This window comes from Kluyvera intermedia, from assembly GCF_021440345.1.
Lineage (GTDB): Bacteria > Pseudomonadota > Gammaproteobacteria > Enterobacterales > Enterobacteriaceae > Kluyvera > Kluyvera intermedia_A.
In genome coordinates this window covers 1-22,869 of the sequence record NZ_JAKCNS010000031.1, presented here as the reverse complement: position 1 = coordinate 22,869, position 22,869 = coordinate 1, and the positions used below count along the sequence as shown (strand labels likewise).

19 protein-coding genes are annotated in these 22,869 nt (G+C 53.0%); 8 read left to right on the top strand and 11 right to left on the bottom strand.

Annotation, left to right across the window (positions count from 1 at the left end):
- Positions 1-129 precede the first annotated feature (129 nt).
- The 4 genes from LZ634_RS10195 to LZ634_RS10180 all read right to left on the bottom strand — a co-directional run bounded on the left by LZ634_RS10195 (position 130) and on the right by LZ634_RS10180 (position 8,730).
- Positions 130-2,253 carry a virulence factor SrfC family protein gene (locus LZ634_RS10195; protein WP_234504639.1) on the bottom strand — a complete coding sequence of 708 codons (2,124 nt, stop codon included), beginning with the start codon at positions 2,251-2,253 and terminating at the stop codon, positions 130-132.
- Entirely contained in the window at positions 2,250-5,231 is a 2,982-nt protein-coding gene (locus LZ634_RS10190) for a virulence factor SrfB (RefSeq protein ID WP_234504637.1), read from the bottom strand. Before LZ634_RS10190 ends, LZ634_RS10195 begins: the two co-directional genes overlap by 4 nt.
- 3 nt (positions 5,232-5,234) lie before the next feature.
- Positions 5,235-6,569, bottom strand: coding sequence for an SrfA family protein (locus LZ634_RS10185; RefSeq protein WP_234504635.1), 1,335 nt, complete (start codon positions 6,567-6,569; stop codon positions 5,235-5,237).
- A 244-nt stretch (positions 6,570-6,813) separates the two neighbouring features.
- Complete coding sequence (locus LZ634_RS10180) at positions 6,814-8,730, bottom strand: acyltransferase family protein (RefSeq protein WP_234504633.1); 1,917 nt, start codon at positions 8,728-8,730, stop codon at positions 6,814-6,816.
- A gap of 397 nt (positions 8,731-9,127) precedes the next feature.
- Here LZ634_RS10180 and LZ634_RS10175 point away from each other — a divergent pair, with 397 nt between their 5' ends.
- Both LZ634_RS10175 and LZ634_RS10170 read left to right on the top strand, forming a co-directional pair.
- Positions 9,128-10,723, top strand: a complete 1,596-nt coding sequence (locus LZ634_RS10175; protein ID WP_234504630.1) for an ABC transporter substrate-binding protein — start codon at positions 9,128-9,130, stop codon at positions 10,721-10,723.
- 9 nt (positions 10,724-10,732) lie between these two features.
- The gene (locus tag LZ634_RS10170) at positions 10,733-10,966 is read left to right on the top strand and encodes a DUF2526 family protein (protein ID WP_234504627.1); all 234 of its coding nucleotides are present in this window, start codon (positions 10,733-10,735) and stop codon (positions 10,964-10,966) included.
- A gap of 94 nt (positions 10,967-11,060) precedes the next feature.
- Here LZ634_RS10170 and LZ634_RS10165 read toward each other — a convergent pair whose 3' ends face one another.
- Together LZ634_RS10165 and LZ634_RS10160 are read right to left on the bottom strand one after the other, a co-directional pair.
- On the bottom strand, positions 11,061-11,510 hold the full coding sequence (locus LZ634_RS10165; RefSeq protein ID WP_052283366.1) for a DMT family transporter: 450 nt from the start codon (positions 11,508-11,510) through the stop codon (positions 11,061-11,063).
- Positions 11,507-12,025: a GNAT family N-acetyltransferase gene (locus LZ634_RS10160; RefSeq protein ID WP_234504624.1), complete on the bottom strand. Its 519-nt coding sequence runs from the start codon at positions 12,023-12,025 to the stop codon at positions 11,507-11,509. The genes LZ634_RS10165 and LZ634_RS10160 overlap by 4 nt, the downstream gene beginning before the upstream one ends.
- A 38-nt stretch (positions 12,026-12,063) precedes the next feature.
- Between LZ634_RS10160 and LZ634_RS10155 the strand changes: the two genes are divergently transcribed.
- Together LZ634_RS10155 and LZ634_RS10150 are read left to right on the top strand one after the other, a co-directional pair.
- The gene (locus LZ634_RS10155; RefSeq protein WP_234504621.1) at positions 12,064-12,636 is read left to right on the top strand and encodes a helix-turn-helix domain-containing protein; all 573 of its coding nucleotides are present in this window, start codon (positions 12,064-12,066) and stop codon (positions 12,634-12,636) included.
- Positions 12,637-12,824: 188 nt separating this feature from the next.
- A complete protein-coding gene (locus tag LZ634_RS10150) occupies positions 12,825-13,484 on the top strand; it encodes a GntR family transcriptional regulator (RefSeq protein ID WP_234504616.1) in 660 nt (219 codons plus the stop codon).
- 50 nt (positions 13,485-13,534) lie between these two features.
- On the opposite strand, the gene pqqU is transcribed toward LZ634_RS10150, so the two are convergent.
- Positions 13,535-15,646, bottom strand: a complete 2,112-nt coding sequence (gene pqqU, locus LZ634_RS10145) for a TonB-dependent receptor PqqU (protein WP_234504614.1) — start codon at positions 15,644-15,646, stop codon at positions 13,535-13,537.
- Between the two features lie 255 nt (positions 15,647-15,901).
- Here pqqU and LZ634_RS10140 point away from each other — a divergent pair, with 255 nt between their 5' ends.
- Complete coding sequence (locus LZ634_RS10140; RefSeq protein WP_234504611.1) at positions 15,902-16,966, top strand: YncE family protein; 1,065 nt, start codon at positions 15,902-15,904, stop codon at positions 16,964-16,966.
- 147 nt (positions 16,967-17,113) lie between these two features.
- The gene (locus LZ634_RS10135; protein WP_234504606.1) at positions 17,114-17,335 is read left to right on the top strand and encodes a YgdI/YgdR family lipoprotein; all 222 of its coding nucleotides are present in this window, start codon (positions 17,114-17,116) and stop codon (positions 17,333-17,335) included.
- Between the two features lie 4 nt (positions 17,336-17,339).
- Here the strand turns inward: LZ634_RS10135 and feaR are convergent, their stop codons facing one another.
- Complete coding sequence (gene feaR / locus LZ634_RS10130; protein WP_234504604.1) at positions 17,340-18,248, bottom strand: transcriptional regulator FeaR; 909 nt, start codon at positions 18,246-18,248, stop codon at positions 17,340-17,342.
- Positions 18,249-18,481: 233 nt separating this feature from the next.
- Here feaR and LZ634_RS10125 point away from each other — a divergent pair, with 233 nt between their 5' ends.
- Positions 18,482-19,981: an aldehyde dehydrogenase family protein gene (locus LZ634_RS10125; protein ID WP_234504600.1), complete on the top strand. Its 1,500-nt coding sequence runs from the start codon at positions 18,482-18,484 to the stop codon at positions 19,979-19,981.
- 389 nt (positions 19,982-20,370) lie between these two features.
- Here LZ634_RS10125 and LZ634_RS10120 read toward each other — a convergent pair whose 3' ends face one another.
- Positions 20,371-21,273 carry a hypothetical protein gene (locus LZ634_RS10120; protein WP_234504597.1) on the bottom strand — a complete coding sequence of 301 codons (903 nt, stop codon included), beginning with the start codon at positions 21,271-21,273 and terminating at the stop codon, positions 20,371-20,373.
- Between the two features lie 377 nt (positions 21,274-21,650).
- Positions 21,651-21,842 carry a hypothetical protein gene (locus LZ634_RS10115; protein WP_234504595.1) on the bottom strand — a complete coding sequence of 64 codons (192 nt, stop codon included), beginning with the start codon at positions 21,840-21,842 and terminating at the stop codon, positions 21,651-21,653.
- A gap of 58 nt (positions 21,843-21,900) precedes the next feature.
- Here LZ634_RS10115 and LZ634_RS10110 point away from each other — a divergent pair, with 58 nt between their 5' ends.
- A complete protein-coding gene (locus LZ634_RS10110; protein ID WP_234504658.1) occupies positions 21,901-22,170 on the top strand; it encodes a hypothetical protein in 270 nt (89 codons plus the stop codon).
- Between the two features lie 60 nt (positions 22,171-22,230).
- Here the strand turns inward: LZ634_RS10110 and LZ634_RS10105 are convergent, their stop codons facing one another.
- The gene (locus LZ634_RS10105) at positions 22,231-22,725 is read right to left on the bottom strand and encodes a molybdopterin-dependent oxidoreductase (RefSeq protein ID WP_234504591.1); all 495 of its coding nucleotides are present in this window, start codon (positions 22,723-22,725) and stop codon (positions 22,231-22,233) included.
- Between the last annotated feature and the right edge of the window lie 144 nt (positions 22,726-22,869).

The following is a 22,869-nucleotide window of genomic DNA, read 5'->3' as shown; positions in this document are numbered from 1 at the left end:
AAACCTCTTAGCGACTCGGGTAGTGGATCGAGTGTAAAGAGGCGGTCGCAAGGTGAACATCCATGATGCGGATTTCGCACGTTTTTTTTTAGTTCCTGAAAGCGGTTCACATCCTTGTGCCGCCGAGGGTTACTGGAGAATTAGCTGGAGCTGGCGCTGTGCATCGTTATCTAATTGCAGCAGATTACTCTGTTCACCCGCCTCGGTGCTGCGGGCATACAGCGCGACCAGCCAATCATAAACATAGCGGGTGGCGGCATGTACCGGCTGTTCGCCAAGCTGGGTCAACCGCGTGCTGCTGGTGGCTACGTTTTGCGCGAAAATCGCGCTGTTTTTGGCAACACGGCTGGCCGGGCGCTGGTCCGTCGGCAGCTCTGCGTAGCCGAGCCAGTTAATAAAATCACCAATTGTGGCGCGCAGCTGGGCGGCACCGGCCTGCTGCTCGGCGCTGACCTGACGCAGCCGCTGGGCGAGCGACATCTGCTGGCTGGCGGCGATCAGCGTGAGCGTGAGCTGCTGCTGGGTGGCTGGTGTCAGCACGGGATGCGGCTGACGGCTCCACTGGCGTAAATGTTTACACCACAAGGCATAGGCTTGCGAGCCATGATCCTGGTGCGACAGTACGCTATGGGGCGTTGTTTCTGGAGCGGCAAAAAGATCGACCGCGTCGTTAAACAGGCCGCTGACTTTTTCTTCGCGCTGTTGCTGTACCTGGCACAGGGCATCGAATGCGGCCAGATCAGGCAGCAGGCTTTCAAGCAGTTCGCCGTGGCGAGAAGCATGGGTTTGCAGCTCGCGGATAGCCGATTGCGCTTGTGCAGCGTGGTTTTGCGTCGAGGCCAGCAATGGCTGGCACAGCGCATGTAGCTGCTGCCGATAGCCGCTGGCGATGGCGGCAAAGCGCCGTTGGCGCAGTTCCGGCAATGTCGCCTGCGACAACCACTCGATCAGCCGTTGCAAACTGCTGTGATCCAGGGCCTGTAATGTCCCCCAATGCTGGCCCGGCTTGCCGACCAGTTGCTGAATGGCTTCATCGAAGTGACGCTGGTGTACAAACCGGTCATCTTCCGGGGTGATTGCCCACACCAGACCCGGCAGCTTATTTTCCTGCGCGGGCTGCGTTTCGTTAACCCAACGCAGCAGCGCTTTGGCGGTAGCCGGGATCATAGCACGCTGAGCGGTGGCGTTACACACCAGCAGAATATCCGGTTGGCGATGTTGGCGATAGTGGTCGAGCAGCCAGCGGCATTTACACGCCCACAGTGGCGAATCCGGCGTTGCGGCAGGAACGGGAATATCGATGATATCCACGTTATCCAGCACACCGTTCTCGGTGCTTAGCACCAGCTCAACGGTCAACAGCGCCAGCGTGGTCGCCGGGATGCTGACCGCGTTTTGATAACCATCGGCGGTGAGCGGATGCACCAATACCGCGTCATCGCTTTCGCCACCCGGGGTTAAAAAGGCATCCATCGGTAGGGTAAAGGCATCTACCAGTAAGCTCAGCGGTGCCATCACTTCCCGACGGTTACCCAATTGGTGCAGGGTATGCGCCAGCTTCAGCCATTGCTGGGTCAGCTCCTGCTGTTCGCCCCACAGCAGCGACCAGGCGCGGGCGCGGGCGGTCAAATCCAGCGACGGCAGCAGGCGGGCAAACTGGTACCACAGACCATCGTCGATTTGCTGGTATGACGTTGGTAGCGTATCGCGCCAGAAACGCGCAATGGCGGCGATTTCCGCCGACGTCACACCCGGCACCGGCTGTGGCTGGCGCAGACTTTGCCAGCCGCGCAAGCGCTTTGCGATAACGCTGCTGTCCGGCGCGCGTACGTCGCCGCGCTGCCAGGCGTGGGTGATGAACAGCTGTACCAGTTCGGCTTCGCTCATCAACACCAGGCGCAGCGGGAAAGCGTCGTCAGGCGTCGAGGGATCGCGGCTAAACCGCACGGCCATCTGCGTCAGGCTGTGGCCGGGGTTGATATGGCTGAAATAGTCGAGGGTTTTGCTGCCAGCCTGTACCGCTAAACGGCCATCGCCGCTACCGCACAGCGTGCGCAGTAAATGGGCTTTCGACGCCTGCGAGTGGCCGAACAGCGCAATGCTGGCGCGGCGCAGGCTTGCCTGCTGGTGAGTTTGCTGCTGGGCATCGAGACCGAGCAATCGTGTCAGCAGCGCGTCGGCATCTTCATCCAGCGCCGGGTGAGTCTGTCGGGTGACGTCGACCCAGTTCATCACGGTCTGTAAAGAGGTCATTTCAGGAATACACTCCCGCTATCAATCCAATAGTGGCTGCCGCTGTGACGGCGGTCGGCCAGGGTATTCAGTTTCAGGGTTAGGGCATCCGGCGATACCGGCGTACCGTCCTGCAGCCAGGCGTCGCTGAGGACAAACGCCTGCGGTGCTTCGTGTTTGCTGCCGCCCTGTAGCTTCAGACGCACCTGGAGCACACCGTCACCGGCAATGGCTTTTGCCAGCTCCGGCGAGTTAATGCTCAGCGTATACAGCGGCGTTGCGGGCCAGCGGGTATTGGCGAGCTGGCGGAAACCGAGCGTCACGTTGCCGCGTAGCGGGAAGTGCAGGCGAGCGTCCAGCTTCGCGCCCGGTTTATCGAGGTCGAGATCGTGATACCAGATATTCTCGTCGCGCAGGGTGTTGACGGTTTTATCCAGCACCCCCAGATAGCGCACGGTGGAGTAAGCACCAATATCGGCAGCCTTAAAATTAAAATGCGGCAGGCGCAGGTCCAACGCCAGACTGCACAGCATCGCACCCACAGCGGCGGTCGATTTCGGGTTGCCGATGCGCCCTTGCTGGCTGAACGGATACCACTCGTGAACGTGGTATTTATCCAGCCACACCATGCGGTTGACCGGCACCGGCTGTAGATAGCGAATCAAGGCCTGAACGCCGGGCAGGCAGCCCGGGCGCCCGGTCACCAGCAGCACGTCGCAGGCGTAGTGGGAGATAGCCTCGCACAGCGCATGCAGCGGTCCGGCAAGCGTAAATTCACCCGCCAGCATCGCTTGTTGCAGGCTGCTAAAATTCACCTCCAGCGGTACAGCCAGCAGATCAAACGCCGCACTGCCCGCTGGCAGCGCATGTTCAATGGCTTGACCGACATAATTCATCACGTTCCGGGTCGGGGGTTGCGATAGCAGTTCGCCAAAGGTGGCGTGCAGCCCGGCCAGCGGATCTTGCACGTCGCTTTGTTCCCAGGCGGCGAGAATCGCATGCCCAATCGGCATAAACAGCTGCAGCGTGGTTTGCTGGCGTAACACCGCTTGCGTATCCAGTCGCCCGGAGTCGCCAAACAGCGTCGCCATCAAGGCCTGCGCATCGGCAACACCGGATTTTTGCAGCTGGGTTTGCAGCGCGGGCAGCACGCAGCGTTGAATAATATCCAGCAGCACGTCGTCACCGGCGATTTTAAACCCTTCACGGAACAGCAGCTGCGGGGTGATTTTGACGTTGCCACCAATGCCATCGTCCAGCTGATACTGGGCAATTGCCATGTCGGTGGTACCACCGCCTAAATCCAGCGAGGCGATGCGCAGCGCACGGCCTGGGGCCACACCCGGTTCCGGCTGGCGGTCCGGGCGCGCCATCGAAGCAAACAGCGCTTCGGTTTGCCCTGAGAAGTGGGAGATGGCTTCGTTATACAGCCACACCAGCTGGCCGCAGCTGGCTTCGTCCCACTCCATATGAATTTTCGGAATTGGTACGACGCTTTTTTCCTGCACGCGGACGTTGGCAAAGTCGTCGTCCTGCGGGTGCCAGCCCATGGCTTTCCACACCAGCGCAATCGCCTCGAACATACGGCGGCGGAAGATCTCGCGCTCCTGTTTTGGCATTGCTGAGGGCAGCGTCAGGATCAGCGTGCGCAGCTGGCGCGGCGAGGCCGGGAAGCCTAGACGCAGGCGGGTGGCGACGCTGTTAATCTGCCCCAGCGCCTGCGACAGGATCTCGCACAGCATATGGGTCATCAGGGTGCTGCGGCTGTACTGCGGCGAGAAGACCGGCATGCGTTCATCCGGCGGCAGGGTGAACAGCGGCTGGCCTTCATCGTTCATCAGATTCATCAACGGGAAGGCTGTGGCCAGCGGTTCGCGCTGCGTTTTGCCGTTCATCTGGCTAAAGCGCCAGTCTTGCACGGTCGGCGTTTCATCCCACAGATAGCGGCGCGGGCTGGAGATACCGCTATAGCCTTCGGTGCCTAAACGTTGCATCGCCAGCTTGCGGGCTTCATCGCCAACGCGCACCAGCGATGGCCAGATAAAGGCATCCTCGCGGCCGCTCTCAACGGAGAAATGCTGTTTGCCAAAGCGTGATTCAGAGAACTCGACGCGGCTGGTAAACAGCGGTTCATTAAGATATTGCGGCTCGCTCAGCGAACGGACCTGTAGCTCCGCGGTTTGGCGCAGACCATCGTTGGCATCGCCGTGATCCTCGATAATCACGCCGCAGGTATGGGTGTTGCCGACGTCCAGAATCAGATCCACCGGAATCGCCGGCGTGCTGAGGGTGGCGGTGACGATTTTTATCTCCGGCACCGTCAATTGCTCGCCCAGTAACGCCAGGATATTCAGCCAGTGGCCCTGATATTCAAAGCTGCGCAGCGCCTGAGTGACGTCGCGTTCGCTGCGGGTTTCATGTACCGCCACCGTCTGCTGGAATACTTCGCGCAGCCAGCCGTCAATCCATGTCTGGTCAAGGAAATCGGCCAGCTCGTTGTCGCGCCAGGCCAGCGCAAAGCGGGTGCCGTTAAGCAGATCGTTGGCAACCGGGGACAGCGCGGTAACGGTGTCGTCGCCGATCTGGCTGTCAAAAGCCAGCGTGACGCGGTGGGTATTGCCGGCGGTATCCGGCTCGGCCAACTTGCGGATCTGCACGCGCGCCCAGTTATCCGGGCCTTCGACGAAGGTACGCGGTGGGTTAAAGCGTAAAAATGGCAGCGGCAACCACACGCCGTCGAGCAGGGCGAGCGAGTGATGCAGCGTGAGAGTGGACTCGGGTTTCACCACTTCCGGCGGCCTTCCGGGTTCACCGGGCAGCGTGTGGCGCTGATTCACCACGTCATAATCCAGACGCAGCAGCGGGCCGTTGGCGGTTTTACGCACGAAGCGGCCGTTCTGCAGCGACTCCTGCGGGCTGAGGCCGAAGTCAAGGAACTGCACGCCGCTGTTGGCAATCAGCGTCACGCTCTGTTTGTAATCGCAAAGAGTCACCAGCATGGTTTAGGCTCCCGTCTTTTTAAAGGTCAACGGCACCACCGTTTTGGCGTCAAACCGTGCGGTACAGACGGCAACGTTGCTGTTGCCTGGTTTACAGCTGATTTCTGGCAACGGATAGCGTGCGCCATCGCTGCACTGGGCATTGCCACGGCTCTTGATCATCAGCTCGCCATTTTGATGCAGCCCGGAGAAAATCGCCGCTTTGCAGACGATATTGCCGTCGCGAACGACGCGGGCTGTGCCTTTATTGTTCTGGATCTGATAACGCAGGCTTGGCGCTTTCCCGCTGTGAGCATCGCTAATGTCCATCTGTACGCGCCAGCTGCCGTTGAGGAATCGGGTGGTACCGACGCGCATCTGGTCAGCATCCATGACCATGGCATCTTTGGGAATGGCGGCAATCACCAGCGGTTTTTCTTCCGGCTGGGCGATGGGCTCCGGCTTGATACTGGCCTGATGCAGCGGTAAGGCACTGACCAGGACCGGCATCTCCGGGGCTTTCAGCACGATGGGCGCCGGTGTCGCGACGGTTTCTGTGACCGGCTCGGATTCTGCCTGAGTGGTTGGGATCATCAGCGGTACGGCGATGGCCACGGCGGCTACCGCTGCAGCCAGCGGAGCGCCCCATACCCAACGCGGGCGACGTGTTTTCACCGCGAGAGGTTGGGCAATCACCGTTTCGGCAGGTGCCTTTTCTTCTTCAATCGCATCGTCTAGCGGCTGCGTATAGGCATTGATTAACGGCTCATTTGCGCCGAGCAGTGGCACATCGGCTTCGCTAAACGTCACCGCAGGAACCTCGGGCTCTTCTACTTCCGGTAGCTCGATAATAACCGGCTCTTCGGGCAGCTCTGGCTCAACATAACGCAGACAGTCGAGGGCATCCTCACGCGCGCCTTCATTGAGGTTCACAAAGCCCCAGAAACTAATGACCGGTTTGCCATCGACCAGAAACAGATGATTTTCGCCGGGAAACTGCAGGGATTTTTCCAGCAGCGCACCAAACAGCTGTTGCGCGGTTTTTTCCGATTGCAGGCACTTTTTGCTGAGCGTTCTGGCGCTCTCCTGCAAGCCTTCTAAATAATGCAGTGCGCGGGTGCGCAGCGTTTCATCTGCCGCTTTCCAGCCAACAACTTCGCCAGCAATGGGCGAATACCAGTCGACCCGGTCGCCTTCATCATTAAGTTGCGGTACCGCCAGACAATCCACTAACGCGTATTGTTTGCGTAACCGCAGCGTTTCCCGTACCTGCAATGCAGAATGAAATACGGTTTGCCCGCCGCCGCCCACGGCCTGGAAATCATCAAGACTTCCACTGCGTAAAAGAGTTTTTGCCACGTTCCTGTCCCATAGACTTCTTCACGCCATTACTTTACGCAAAGCAAAATGCAACAAACGGCGAAAGAGAGGGGTAAATAGGGTAATTCTCGCGGCATTGAATTTCTGGCACTAAGGAAAATTTTTTATGGGGCTTTGTGGGATGCTTAAGAGGTGTGTTTTGGCCGACGCGGCGGACAAAAAACAATCATTGCGATATGGGGGCAGACCCTCCCTGGGATGACCAGGGAGGGAGCAATAACCGCTACTGAGTAAAATGATTGAGTTCAGTATAGCGTTGAGTTTTGATGAAGTGCTCTGCCGCAGAAAGTGAACCAACGACGCTAATATGTTCGCCATCGAGGGAGTATGGGACACCCTGCGTATTCACCTGGGACGCGTCAAACAAGTCTTCGCGAGGCAGAAAAACAGTATTCTTATTGTCTGCTGATAGATTCCTCAACACCGTACTGACCTCTGCCTGACGTTCGTTCTTCGAATTGGTTATGTATTTTGATATATCAAATTGATGTCCATCCCATACCGATTTTTTGTACATTTCGCCAATGTTTACGTCAAATTGGTAAGGCTCATCCATGATAATTATTTTTTTGCCTGTTTTTTGTGCCGTTTTTAATAATGACTCAAATGCTTGCTTCGCTTCGGTATTGCCAACGATATAAGACCATGCTCCAGAGAAAATTAAGTAATCGTAGTTTTCTATGTTTTTGGCAAGGTATTCACGATTGAATAAGCATTGCTTATAGGCGATTGAGGTTTTCGGCCCTAAAAATTCAGTTCCAGTTGAGGGGCCACACCAGTTGGTGGTGATCGCATTGATATCTAAGTTTAATTTTTTACCTACCGTATCCCAGAATGGAATGTAATGACCTGCAAACGAGTCGCCAAAGAGAATGGCTTTTTTCTTGCTGTTTAATGAACCAATGTGGCAGGTTAGCCCATCTTGTCCTAAATTCAATTTACGATTACTGGCTATGGCATAAAAACACCAGCCGTTATCAGGATTGGGTAATACAATTTCAGTCGACGCTTTTTGATAGTTCGCATTGCCTCGCCATAAAAAACCAGAATGACTGCGGGTGTAGTCAAATACGACGATAGAAATAATCATGGGTATCAAAACAAGGGCTAGAATTTGTTTTTTCTTTAATGATTTTAGTTTTTTGGACGCTTTTTTCTCAAAAAGAGCATAAACGATGATGCCAACAAGGACAGAGAAAAGTGAATAAAATAAGCGTGATAGCGTATCGGTGAGTAGTTCGTAATAACTTAAAGTGACAAAAATTGGCCAGTGCCATAGATAGATGGAGTACGATGCCGAGCCTATCAGTTGCGATGCTTTATTATTAAAGATGATACTGTGTTGATTTGTTGAGTATAAAATCAGTGCCGTGGAAAGTACTGGCAGCAGGGCTAAATAACCTGGCCATAGTTGAATGTTATAACTGACATATGCTGAAATGGCTAACAATACAATGCCAATGCGATAGAGTATCGCGTTTGTACTTTTATTCTGCGATAGAATGAACACCACTCCACCAATCGCCATCTCCCATGCTCGAGTGAACAAAGTATAAAAATTAAACGATGAGTCAATCGTTGAGTAATGAATCGATGTCAGCAGTGATGCCGCGAGGATGAATAAAACTAACGTCAGTAGTGATTTTAGCTTTCTGATTGCACTCGCGGTCAACATTATCATTAGTGGGTACACTAAATAAAATTGCCACTCGACCGATAATGACCAAGTATGGAGCAAGAAATTGCTATCGCTGTCGCCAGTGAAATATCCATTCTGGAGGTTTAAGTACGCGATGTTGGAAACGAAAAGTAATGATTTTATAGCGTATTTTGAATAGTCTTTAAAACTTTCCGGTGGTGCGAATGTAAAACTAATGGCATAGAAAATAACTAATAAGAAGATGATTGAGGGGACAATCCTGACAATGCGTGATATATAGAAGTCGAATAACTTAAAGTCTCTATTTAAAACACCGGGGATTATTATCGCTGACATCAAAAAACCTGACACGACAAAAAATATGTCAACACCAATAAATCCAGAACTAAATCCTGGTACCCCATAGTGGAATAACACCACAAGCAGGACGGCATAACATCTCAGTCCATTAATATCTTTTCTAAAACCAATCTTTGACATACATACCTGTAAATAAAATTAGATTCTTAATTCAGTATGAGGATAATCTGATGGATTATACGAAAAAAACTTTAAGATTCAATGGATTTGGCTGCTAATGTATAGATTTGCTGTATGTGTTGGTACCACTTGCGGTACCTGAGGGTTTATCTGCGCTCAGAATGAGGGGCTTCCTGCTAGAGGAACATTAGCAGGAAAAAGAATCATCCATAATCTTAACTTGCTGAAAATAATGTTAATTATGTGGTTTGTTTCAGTTAACTATTTGCTGATTAGCGCAGTTTATGCTGTTATTAGCCTGTCCACGCGCCGAGTTCATGAAACGGTAGAGACACTCTTGATTTATCTACCTAGTGAATATCTGCGAGTTATAATAAAACTGAAAGGCTTATAACAAATGACTACAGGGAAAACGCTACTCGCGCTGGCGCTCAGCGCACTGTTACCGGCAAGCGCCTTGGCGGCCAACAACGACACGCTCATCTACTGCTCCGAAGCTTCACCGGAGTCCTTTAACCCGCAAATCGCCAGCTCAGGCCCGAGTTTTGTGGCCAGTTCGCAGGTGTTATATAACCGTTTGATTAACTTCGACCCGGTCAAAAACACCCCGGTTCCATCGCTGGCAACCGACTGGACGATATCTCCAGACGGCCTGATCTATACCTTTACGTTGCGTCAGGGGGTGAAGTTCAACAGTAACAAGTTCTTCAAACCGACCCGTGACTTTAACGCTGACGACGTGATTTTCTCCGTGCTGCGTCAAAAGGATAAAGATAATCCTTATCACAACGTATCGCAGGGTAACTATGAGTACTTCAGCGACGTTGGCCTCGATAAGCTTATTAAAGAGGTGAAGAAGGTTGATGACTATCACGTACAGTTCGTGTTGAACGAACCCAACGCCGCGTTCCTCGCCGATTGGGGTATGGACTTCGCATCGATTCTGTCGGCGGAATATGCCGATGCGATGCTGAAAAAAGGCACTCCGGAGAACGTCGATAACTGGCCAATTGGTACCGGGCCATACGTGTTGCAACAGTACAAAGTCGACTCTCAGATTCGCTACCTGGCTAACCCAAATTATTGGGATGGCGCGGTGCCGACCAAACACCTGATCTTCTCCATTACGCCAAACGTCGAGACGCGTCTGGCGAAGCTGCAAACCAACGAATGCCAGATTATCCCTGCGCCTTCGCCGGTACAGTTTGATGTGATTAAAAAAAATCACGACCTGACGCTGCACGCGGTTGAAGCGCTGAACGTCGGCTATCTGGCGTTCAACACCAGCAAAAAGCCGTTTGATAACGTGCTGGTCCGCCAGGCGCTGAACTACGCGACCGATAAACAAGCCATCGTCAACGCGGTGTTTATGGGATCGGGGACGGTGGCCAAATCACCAATTCCACCGAATATGATGGGCTACAAAAAGGATCTCCAGGACTACGGCTACAACCCGGAAAAAGCGAAAGCCTTGTTGAAACAGGCCGGGCTTGAGAAGGGGGTGGATGTGACATTGTGGTCGATGCCGGTTCAGCGTCCGTACAACCCTAACTCGCGCCGTATCGCCGAGATGATCCAGAATGACTGGGCTAAAGTGGGCGTGAAGGCCAAAATTGTCAGCTATGAGTGGGGCGAATACCTCTCCGGCATCCGCAAAGGCGAACATGACAGCGCGTTGTACGGCTGGATGTCAGACAACGGCGATCCGGATAATTTTGCCAATACGCTGCTCGGCTGCGACAGCATAAAATCCGGCTCCAACGCCGCGCGCTGGTGTAATAAAGAGTATGATGGGCTGGTGAAAAAAGCGCTGGTCGTCAGCGATCCGGCGAAACGCGCCGCGTTGTACGGCCAGGCACAGGAAATCTACTATCAGCAGGCGCCGTGGATTGCGTTGGCGAATGGCAAAACCTTCTATGCCACGCGCAGCAACATCACGGGCTACAGCGTGAGCCTGATGGGCAGTGATTTCTCGAAAGTGAAAATTAATTAAGGAGCGAGTATGTCACATCTGGATGAGGTTATCGCACGCGTTGATGCCGCGATTGAAGAGAGCGTGATTACGCACATGAATGAGCTGCTGGTGGTGTTGAGCGATGACGCGGCGCTCAGCCGTGAAGATCGTTTTACCCAGCAGCAACGCCTGCGCGTGGCTATTGCTCATCACGGTAAAAACCAGCAGGAGCTGGAAGAAGCGCGTCGCGAACTGCTCAGCCAGGGCGGCACGATCCTCTAGTTTTTACTGATTATCAGCCCCCTCGTCCCGAGGGATGAGGGGGCTGTGCCACCATTTGAGCGTGATAACCGGCTTTTTTTTAAATCGCTGTGACTCAAAACTGGCGTCTTGCCACCAGCCATGCACCGATAATCAGCATTACCGCGCCGCACACCGGCCCCACCAGCGCCCTCCAGGGAATGCCATGGCTTTTAACGATATCCATCACCAGCCCGCCAATTAACTGACTGGCCACCAATACCGCAATCGTCGTTGCTGCCCCTACGTACTGATAGCCGCTGATGCTGGCAAAGACAAAAAATGACCCCAGCAGACCGGGTATCAGCGTCCACCACTTAATGGTAGACACCAGCTCGTTCACGCCTGAAAGACCATGCTTAATCAGCAGGATAGTGACAAATAAAACAATACCCACCAGCGAGTTCAGCAGCATCGCCACCAGAATCGTCGAAGCGGACTGGGTAATGCGCACCATCAGCGTGTTCTGGATAACCAGGCCAATGCCGGCGGCTATCAGGAACGTCAGCGTGAGGGATTGATTCATGCCAGGCCATCCGGGTCGAGCCGGTTATCCAGCTGTAGCTGCATGAAGGTGAGATCCAACCAGCGACCGAACTTGGTGCCAACCTGCGGCATCTGCCCGGTAGTGACAAAACCGTGTTTTTCATGCAGATGCAAAGAGGCGTAGTTTTGCGATTCGATACCGGCCACCATCACGTGCTTGCCGCGACGCTTAGCTTCTTCAATCAGTGCGCCGAGCAGGGTGTTGCCGAGCCCTTTGCCCTGATGTTGCGGATGGACATAAACCGAGTGTTCCACCGTATGACGAAAACCGTCAAAGCTACGCCAGTCGCCGTAGGAGGCATAGCCGGTGACAACGCCATTTTCTTCGCTCACCAGTACTGGAAAGTGGCCGAACTGACGCGCCTCAAACCAGGCAATGCGGTTGTCGGTATCAACGGTTTTGTCGTTCCAGATAGCGGCGGTATTGACTACCGCATGGTTATAAATTGCCGCAATGGCGGCACAGTCTTCTTTTGTCGCAAAACGAATAGACATAGTTGCACCCTGAATGTTGTTCACTATATTATTACGCCATGAATACTATTGAAGACAACCTAAATCAGCGGATCGGTGCAAGAATTCGCATTGAACGCGAGTCACGGGGCTGGTCGCTGAGCGATCTGGCAGAGCGTGCCAGCGTGTCGCGGGCGATGATCCACAAAATCGAACGCGGCGAAAGCAGCCCAACGGCGGCACTGCTGGCTAAGCTGTCCGGCGCGTTTGGTATCAGTATGTCGACGCTGATTGCCAGGGCGGAGATTCAGGAAGGCAAGCTACTTCGCTTCGCCGACCAGCCGGTCTGGCACGATCCACAGAGCCATTATCTGCGCCGCCACGTGTCGCCGCGCGGCGAGCTGCCTATCGATTTGGTGCAAATTGAGCTGCCTGTCGGGAGCGATATCCCTATGCCCGCGTCGGCATACGCGCTGGCACGTCAGCTTATCTGGGTGCAGGGCGGAGAATTGCTGTTTATGGAAGGGCAAACCGCGCATCGCATGCAGGCGGGGGATTGTCTGGAACTCGGGCCGCCGACCGACTGCCGATTTATCAACGACAGCACTGAGCCCTGCGTTTATCTGGTTGTGCGTTTAAACATCCCGCTTTAGCCCATTTTTTCAGTGAGGTGGTCAGTATCTCTGCCTCACTCAATCGTTTCGCTAACAATATTGACCGGTGAATTTCACTAAGGGAACAATTTTAAAATATATATCGTATTTCCTGAGCGAAAAAAGAGAATGCCAGCTATTAATTGTTATAGGGCTCTGGGCCTATAATTTATGGAGTTAAAATAAAAATGCTGGATTTTGCAAAAGCACAACGCATCAGTTTGACGCAACAAGTCGAGAATAATATCAAGAGTGCGCTTATCATCGGTGCCTTAAAACCCGGTGAGCGATTGGTGACGCGAGAAATAGCGGCTAATCAGGGAATCAGTATTACACCCGTTCGCGAAGCGTTACTCCGGCTGGTCTCTTCTGGTGCGCTTCAGGCTGCTCCCGCGCAGGCGTTTATGGTGCCGGTATTAAACCATTCAGGCTATCGCGAAATCAGTCAGATCCGCAAAAACCTTGAAGGCATGGCGACCGCCACGGCATCGGCGAAAATAACATCAGAAAAAATAGGGGAATTGAACGCGCTCTCATCATTATTTCACGAGGCTAAAAATGCCGGTGATATCACGAAAATGCTGCAAGCCAATTATCAATTTCGCTTTAAAATTTATGCTTATGCAGAAATGCCAACATTAATGACCATGATTGAACAATTATGGGTTCGTGCCGGTCCTAGCTTTCATTATTTATATTCTAATTCTATAGAACCGTTTCAGCATATAAATGTATACCAACCATTACTGTCTGCACTGGAAAAAAAGGAACCTTCCGCCAGTCATACAGCGATATGCCAGATTATTGATGAGTCAGCGACTTTTTTACAGCAGCAATATCGGCATTAATTCGGTTATAGGAAATACGTTTCCGGGTTTCCCCGGAAACGTCAGCGATGTTACTCAAAACGCCAGGCAACATTCAAACCCACACCGTAGTTACGGCCCGGTGCCGGTTCGTAGTAGCGGCCATTGGATTCATTGACGATAACCGAGCCTACGTACGAGCGGTCGAACAGGTTATCGACCCGTCCAAACAGATCCATGCTCCAGTTGCCAATATCAAACTTATAGCCGGTATTCAGGCCGACAACCGTCCATGATGGCGCACGGGCGGTGTTTTCGTCGTTGGCCATAATGTCGCTCATATAGCGCACATCGGCCCCGGCGTACCAGCCGCTTTCCGGCTCATAACCCAGCGAGGCAAAGCCCATATTGCGGGCAATGCCCGGGATACGGTTGCCGTTGCAGCTGCCATCGCCGCAGACGTCGGTGCGATAGGTGGCGTCAAGCCAGGTCCAGGCCGCTTTTGCGCGCCAGTTTTCGGCGAACTGCTGGTCAAGCGACAGTTCCATTCCCTGACGGCGCGTTTTCCCTGCATTTTTATAGCTGGTACGCCCGCCGCTGCTGCTGTCGGTGACGATCTCGTTATCGGTGTCGGTCTGGAATAGCGCGGCGGTCAACAGGCCGTTGCCAATGCGGGTTTTACTGCCTATTTCCACGGTATCGTTGGTCGAGGGTTGCAGCGCGAAGTTTAGCCCGCTCTGATCGCCGGAACGGTAGGAGAGTTCGTTGATTGTTGGCGTCTCAAAGCCGCGTCCGGCGGAGAGATACACATTCCAGGCGTCCGTCAGGGCATATTTTAACGATCCGGCAGGCAGCCATTTGTGGTAGCTGGCATCACCGCTATCATCGCCGTTATCCGCAGTGACGTAATGATCGTTGGAGTCAAACCACACCGAACTGTAGCGCACGCCCGCATCGAGGCTGAGCCTGTCGGTCAACTGCCATTGGCTTTGCAGGTAAGGGTCGAGGTTCCACATCAGATTGCGTTCATTACGGCGCAGATTGCCTTTTTCGCCGTACACCGGCGTGCTGCCGTTCATGACGAAGTTTTCGTAGCCATGGCGTTTCTCGCTCATAGTTTCGTAATCCAGCCCGGTCGTGAAGGTCACCGGCACCAGCAGCTCGCCGCTGTGGGTCCAGCGGGTATCGATACCCTGATAGTGTCTATCAAGATCAATAACGCCGCCGGCATGGGTCTGCTTAAGCTGCGGGGCGCGCGGGATTGACTGGTACTGCGTCGTTTGGCGCTCGCCCGCATACATCATCACGCTAAGCGAGTCCTGCTCGCTCAGCTGGCGTTCATAGCGCAGTCCCGCCTGGGTCTGTTTGACGTCCTTACGCGTATTGTACTGATCGCCACGCGGGGATTGGTGCGGGTCCTGATGCATTTCGTCATAGCTCAGGCCACCCGGATCGATGGCTTTAATATCCACGCTGTTAAACAGTAGCGTCAGCTTACTGGCATCGTTGATGCGTACGCCAAGCTTGGCATTGGCGAGATTTTTACGCGCCGCACTGTGGTCACGATAACCGCTGGTGATGAAACGATTGGTCGACACCGTATAGTCAACATCCCCCGCCTGCGTACCATCACCCACCGCGCCGCTGGCCTTCATGCCGTAGTGCCAGGTGCCATAGCTGCCGTAGTAGCTGCTGGCTTCCACGGTGGTGGGTTGCTTGCCGCTTTCGGTCTTAACGTTGACCACGCCGCCAGAAGAGTTGCCGTACAGGGCAGAGAAGGGGCCGCGCAGCACATCGATACTCTCCACGCTGCCAATATCGATGTTCGACGTCTGCCCCTGGCCGTCCGGCATAGTGGCCGGAATACCGTCAACATACATTCGAATACCGCGCACGCCGAAGGTGGAGCGCGCGCCAAATCCGCGGATCGACAGCTGCAGATCCTGAGCATAGTTTTGTCGGTTCTGGATCTGTAAACCCGGTACTGCGCCCAGTGATTCGGAAAGATTGACGCGCGGGGCCGCGTGACGCATCTCATCGCCATCGACCACGCTCACCGCGGCAGGGGTATCCAGTTCGGACACCGTCTGCGGCGTGGCGGTGACAATTAATGTTTGTTCGTCATTGGCCCAGGACAGTGGCGAAAAAATAAGCGGCAGCAGCAGCGCAGGCAGCGTCACTGCGCGAACAGTAATGATTTTCATGAAAAACTCGCAAAATGTACCAAATGGAACAATCCGGATAGGGTAATACTTTTGTAAATATATTGAAAACTTTAGCAGCATAAATCGTTAAATGCAGGTAATGGAATAGCAACTATTTGGTTGTCACAACAAAGAAAAGCTCTACTTTACATAAATTAATGATTACTATTCGCATCTATAAAACGCGGTGCAACGACGCCGCGAAGCCTGAAGCGATGTGAAGCGTAAAAAAATAGTTCATCAAAGGGAGTCGTCATGTCATTACGTCAATTGTCCGCGCCGCGCCTGCGCCGTTCTTTGTTGCTGAGTGCCTTACTGCTGGCGGGGAGCTTTAGCGCGCATGCCGCAGACGAAATGCTGCGCAAAGCGGTCGGTAAAGGGGCATATGAAATGGCCTACAGCCAGCAGGAGAATGCGCTGTGGCTAGCCACTTCGCAGAGCCGTAAAACCGATAAGGGCGGCGTAGTCTATCGCCTCGATCCTGTGACGCTGGAAGTGACCCAGGCGATTCACAACGATCTCAAACCGTTCGGCGCGACCATCAATGGCAAGACCCAAACCCTGTGGTTTGGCAACACTACCAACGGTTCGGTGACCGCAATTGACGCGAAAACCAGCGATGTGAAAGGGCGTCTGGTGCTGGAAACCCGTCAGCGCAGCGAGACCGTGAAGCCGCTGCAACCGCGCCAGCTGGCGGTTGATGAGAAGACCAACACCGTTTACATCACCGGTATTGGTAAAGAAGGCAGCGTAGTGTGGGTGGTTGATGGCGACAAGATTACGCTGAAAACCACCATCGAAGGCACCGGCAGCTTCGGTACCGGCCTGGCGGTGGACTCTGACAAACAGCGCCTGTACGTGACCAACGCCGACGGTGAACTCATCACCATCGATACCGCGACCAATAAAATCGTAACGCGCCAGAAACTGCAGGACGACGGTAAAGAGCACTTCTACATGAACATCAGCCTGGATAAAGATGGTCAGCGTGCGTTCATTACCGATTCTAAACAGCCGGAAGTGCTGGCCGTTAACCTGAAAGACGGCAAAGTGCTGGCGAAGATTGATACCAAAGAAGGGCTGGCGGTGCTGTTTAACCCTGCGCGCAATGAAGTCTACGTGACTCAGCGTAAAGCGGGCACCGTGACGGTTATCGACGCGAAGAGCTATAAAGTGACGAAAACCATCCAGACCCCAACCTTCCCGAACAGCCTGGCGCTGTCCGCGGATGGTAAAACGCTGTATGTCAGCGTGAAGCAAGAGTCTACCCGTCAAAAAGAGGCCACCGCGCCTGACGACGTGATTCGTATCGCGCTGTAATCTGCGTTATCAGGGAGACGCTTGCGTCTCCCTGAACCTCTGAATTTATCTTCTGTTACATCCCATACCTATCTCATTTCTCGCGATTAGACATACAATACATTCAGTTAAACCATGCATATAGTGTGGGTGATAAACGGAGATAGTATGAAAAAGTCTTTATACGTGATTGGTGCGGGCGCGATGCTGCTGGCGCTGGCGGGCTGTTCAAGCAACTACGTGATGACCACTAAAAGTGGGCAGACGATTGTCACCGAAGGCAAATCGCAGCTGGATAAAGAGACCGGGATGACCCGTTACGTCGATCAGGACGGTAATACGCGCGAAATTAACAGCAGCGACGTCGCGCAGCTTATCAAAGATAACTGATATTTTAGCGACCGCGCTTACGATACTCGCCCGGCGATATGCCGAACCGCTGCTTAAAGGCGGTTGAGAAGTGGCTGTGGTCGCTGAATCCCCAGCGATAACCGATTCCCGCCAGTTTTTCATCATCGTGTGCGCTTTGCAGCGCCTGGGCACAGAGATCCAGACGACGATTTTTGATGTACTGCGCCACCACCAGACCTTTATCGGCAAACAGTCTGTACAGGCTTCTCACCGACATCCCCGTTTCATCCGCCAGCCACTCCGGGCGCAGGTGCTCTTCCTGAATAGCATCATCAATCAGCGCCATAATTCGCGAGAACTGCTTCTCACGCCGTGATGGCTGAACTTCCTGACGGTGCAGCATTGGGCGCAGCAGGCAGACAATCGCATCCAGCGCGGCTTCGCTTTCGCTGGCCGAGAGCATCGGGCTGCTCATGCTTTCATGCAGCAGACGCTGGCTGAGCTGCACCATCGGCAGGGATTTATCCAGCCGGGTGGCGACACTGATTCCGCTGCCGCGCAGCTGATTTTCCAGGGTCTGGCGAGGTAATAATAATGACACCTGGCGTGAGGTTTGCTGCCAGACAATGGAACAGGGGCGGGCGGCATCAATCAGCGTCATATCGCCGGCTTGCAGACTGACCTGACGGTCTTCTTGCTCAATGCTGGCTTCGCCGGAGAGTTGGAAAACGGTGTAGAACCAGGCGTCATTGCCGCCGCGAATTTCCTGGCGCGTGCGATAGAGATTGACGTTACGCGAGGTGACGGTGCTGAGCTTGAGGCTACCGGCGTAGCTGGTATCGATTTCGCCGTGGAAATCACCCTCCAGCGGACGAGCGGCAAAATGCCCGCAGACCTGATTAATCTTCGCCAGCCAGTTGTGGTACATCTCGCCGCTGTCTACCGCTGCCATAAGCCATCTCTGCAATGAAAATGTGTGCTTATTGTTGCATTAATGTTGCCGTAAACAAGGGCGACGACGGGAATATATGAAAGAACTATTACCTGCCACACATTTCTGACAGCGCAATCTGCCGAATTGCGGTGTCTGTCACAGCGGCAACAGCGAATGTCACAGAGACAAAAGCGCCATCTCACGACCCGCCGTAGACTGAAATGACTACCCGCGAAGAATAAGGAGACGATATGTCCGCACAACAGGTCACGCTGCTTGCCAGCGTGCAGCAATTTCTGGACCGCCAGCATGGGCTCTACATTGATGGCGCGCAGCAGGCCGCCGCAAGCGAAAAACGTCTCACCGTCTGGAACCCGGCCACCGGGCAGGCGATTGCCAGCACGGCGGATGCCAGCGCGCAGGATGTTGACCGGGCCGTGATGTCGGCCTGGCGCGCTTTTGTTTCCCGCAGCTGGGCCGGGCGTACACCGGCCGATCGTGAACGCGTGCTGCTGCGTTTTGCTGATTTAGTTGAGCAACACGGCGAAGAGCTGGCACAGCTGGAGACGCTGGAGCAGGGTAAATCAATCAATATCTCCCGCGCCTTTGAAGTGGGCTGCACCCTGAACTGGATGCGCTACACCGCCGGGCTGACCACTAAAATCAGCGGCCGCACGCTGGATGTGTCGATTCCGTTCCCGCAGGGCGCGCGCTATCAGGCGTGGACTAAAAAAGAGCCTGTGGGCGTGGTCGCCGGGATTGTGCCGTGGAACTTCCCGCTGATGATCGGCATGTGGAAAGTCATGCCGGCGCTGGCGGCGGGGTGTTCTATTGTAATTAAACCATCTGAAACGACGCCGTTGACCCTGCTACGCGTAGCCGAACTGGCAACCGAAGCGGGGATCCCGGACGGGATCTTTAACGTCGTCACCGGCAGCGGCGCCGAGTGCGGTGCGGCGTTAACCTCTCATCCGCAGGTTGCTAAAGTCAGCTTTACCGGCTCTACTGCCACCGGCAAACAGATTGCCCGCACGGCCGCCGATCGTCTGACCCGCGTCACGCTGGAGCTGGGCGGTAAAAACCCGGCTATCGTGCTGAAAGACGCGGACCCGCAGTGGGTTATCGAAGGTCTGATGACCGGCAGCTTCCTCAACCAGGGGCAGGTGTGCGCCGCCAGCTCGCGAATCTATATTGAAGCGCCGATCTTTGACACCCTGGTCAGCGGCTTTGAGCAGGCGGTGAAATCGATGTCGGTCGGTCCGGGAATGCTGGAAACCACCCAGATCAACCCGGTGGTATCCAAAGCTCACTGTGCCAAGGTCGCGGCCTATCTTGACGAGGCACGCCTGCAAAAAGCGGAACTGATTAGTGGTAACGTTGGCCCGGATGCGCAGGGATATTACATTCCTCCAACGCTGGTGATTAACCCGGACGCCAATCTGCGTCTGACCCGCGAAGAGGTGTTTGGCCCGGTGGTTAATCTGGTGCGCGTGGCGGATGGTGAAGAGGCGCTGCGCCTGGCCAACAACAGCGATTTTGGCCTGACCGCCAGCGTCTGGACCCGCGATCTGACCCAGGCGCTGAACTACACCGATCGCCTGCAGGCGGGCACCGTGTGGGTCAATAGCCATACGCTGATTGATGCGAACCTGCCGTTTGGCGGCATGAAGCAATCCGGCACCGGGCGTGATTTTGGCCCAGACTGGCTGAATGACTGGTGCGAAACCAAGTCGGTGTGCGTGCGCTACTGATTGGTTAGTAATATATTGTTTGACGACAACCTGCCTGGCTCCGTAAAAGGTGATAGGCAGGTTGGCTGAGGTCCGGTAATTCAGGCGAATAAAGTGAGCACTGAGCTATGTTTTGCTAAGTCTGTTGTGAGCAGGTGATAGGCGTAATGAACTGTCCTCAAATCTGCATAAATCGTAAACTTAGCGATGCGCGCTTTTGCCACGAAATCTTTAGCGGCATCATTGAAGATTGACATGAGCAAGACATAAATAAATCAATATTAAAGCCCGTAAAACTGTCAGATCAAAATGAAGGATTTAACAGCAATAGTGGGCATTAACTGTATGCGTACCATCAAGAGTAAAACTATAAATTATGGTCTTTGAGTTGGTTTGATACTCGAGGGTTTTTAGAGTTTGAAACTGAAATCTGAGACATTTCGATCCCCGGCTTCAGTAATAGCCTCAGAGAGCGCTTTGTACCAGGTTTCAAGACCAAATGAGTCAATCTCCTGAAGCCGGTCACGTATCGGCGCACAGAAGAGCTGCACTTTCTGAGCCGCTTTTTCAGGACTACCGGCCTCGATTAATTTATCAATAGCAGCCTGTCTTGTATTGTTGGGCGGAAGTTCTCCAGTAATTCCCTTGAACCATGTACGCACACTGGCCTTTAACCTGACATCTGTCCGAGTAATATCATCAGTCCCGCAAAGATCCAGCATAGTTGGCAGTCTTGTCGAATCGGTGACCACCTCACGTAATCTTGCGACCATTTGCGCAAAAATTTCAAAAGAACCAATGTCTGAGACTTTCGGCGCGGTAGAAATACGGTTTGTATTGCCTGGTTTTGTTACTGGATTTCTATCGGCATAAACGGGGTTTAACGTTTCAAGCTGAAGATCAAACATCAACCCCACGTGTTGTCGGCGTTGCTCAAGGTCTGGGAAACCTTCTTTGATTTCTTTAATGAATTCAGCGGCTGTCGTGTCATCTAAACCATGCGTTTTGAGCCACTCACCTGAAACGAATTCAGCAGGGGTTTGATACCAGTCTGGTACCGGTTCACTATAGCGGATAGCATTTCCGTCAGCATCGAACTCCACAAACTCTGCTGCACCATTCAGGGCAAAGCAGCAATCCGCAAAGGCGAGCTTCGGTCCATCAAAAATCATCGCATTTGTGACAAATGTAGCTACCTGAGAAGAAATGACAAAAGCATTATTTTCGTCGGGTTTACGGAGTACGTGGTTAAGATCGTTTACGTCTTTAACGCCAGGATCAAGCTGTGAATGTTCGAAAAAGAAGTGGGTCATTATGGGGACCTCATCGTGTTGTGTGTCTAAAGCCTATCATTAATCACTTAACTAAGTCATTAAATAGGACTGAGACTAAACGTTGATATGGTGACGAGGTTCACCTTAGATGAAAAAATTGTGACGGGTAACGCCCTTTCCTATGTTGCTGATAGTATTCATGCTGCCTGAATTTTTATTCCATTACCGGATAAATAATTCATCTTCATTAGTCATATCCATACGACATACTCGGTAGTTCAGGGAGGCACTTTTCAACATGCTTTTCATTCGCCGAGAAAAATGTTCAGGTCCTGATTCGTATGAAGGAGAACCTGAACATTTTTTCATTGCCGCAGATGGTTTAGTCAATCTTACGGGCAACGATGAAAGCAAACTTACCAGTGACCTACATTGCGTGAACCAGACTGGGCAGACCCGCCGCCAATATGGTTGCCGCCACCTAATCCATGCGCTGAGTTGGAGTTAGCAGCGTTGTTTGCGCCGTTACCAGTGCCGTGTTCACCATGAGAAGAGTTACGGTCATGGTTATTGCCATTGCGCACTACACCGACAAACACACTGGACATTGGAACAGAAACCTGGCTCAGAGGCTGAACCTTCGCCAGTTCCCCTGCGGTTGTTGTTATGGATACACCGTTAACAGTAGCGGTTACTGGTTGGGAAGCTTGCATGCTGGTAACTGATACATTGATTGTGCTGTTGGTCGAAGTTGAGATTTTACTTGCATCAATGTTAGCAACGGCAGTCACTGTACCCGGTTTAGCCGCTGCGATGTTCTGCACGGAAGATACTATTCAGATACCAGCTGTGCAGCAGACCAGGAATCGGTGTAGTGAGTCAGTTTCTGTAACTCTTGCTGTCTTTCGTGCACAAGAAAAGAGATATATCCCGTAGATATAAAAAGGGAAAAAATGATGCCAGCCAGTATCCTGTTCATAATACGCTTCTGAACTCCTACTCAATATCCATTTTGCTGATTTGCCATGCCGATCTTGAGTAGTAGATCTGAGTATTCAACTCAGGGAGGCTGTCATAGGGATACACGACGAACAGCGGGCCTTTATCACGGATACGCATATATTCTCCGTTGACTTTTAAAGCAAGGATGACATTGTATTTTTTGAAGTCGCTTAGCGGAATGACGGTGGTGTAGTCGTTGAGCGCGGTGATCTTAACGACAGTCCCTTTTGCGCCGACATAATCCATCAGCTTTTGTAGTGAGATACCCGTAAAAGTCGTGCGGCCATTATACCAGGGAGAGGTCGTCTGAAAACTCACCGTACCCAGTTTCTCAAGGCTGGCGATATCCAGAACGGCTTTCCCACTTTCGTTGGTATTTTCTATATTCCCGGACATGGTTAGAATGACTTTTCCGGTAGGTTTGGCTAGTTCACCTGCCCAGACATGCGCGGAGACCACAAAGCTTAACAACATAACAATTAATCTCATTCTAACCTCTGCTCTCTGTCGGATGATAAAGAATTATAATTTAGTTATTATGCTATTAATATATGCTACCTGGCTAATATTGATGCAATAATTTGATTTATTTTTTAATACAAAAAAATAAAAAAATAAGGGTTGTACTTTTTA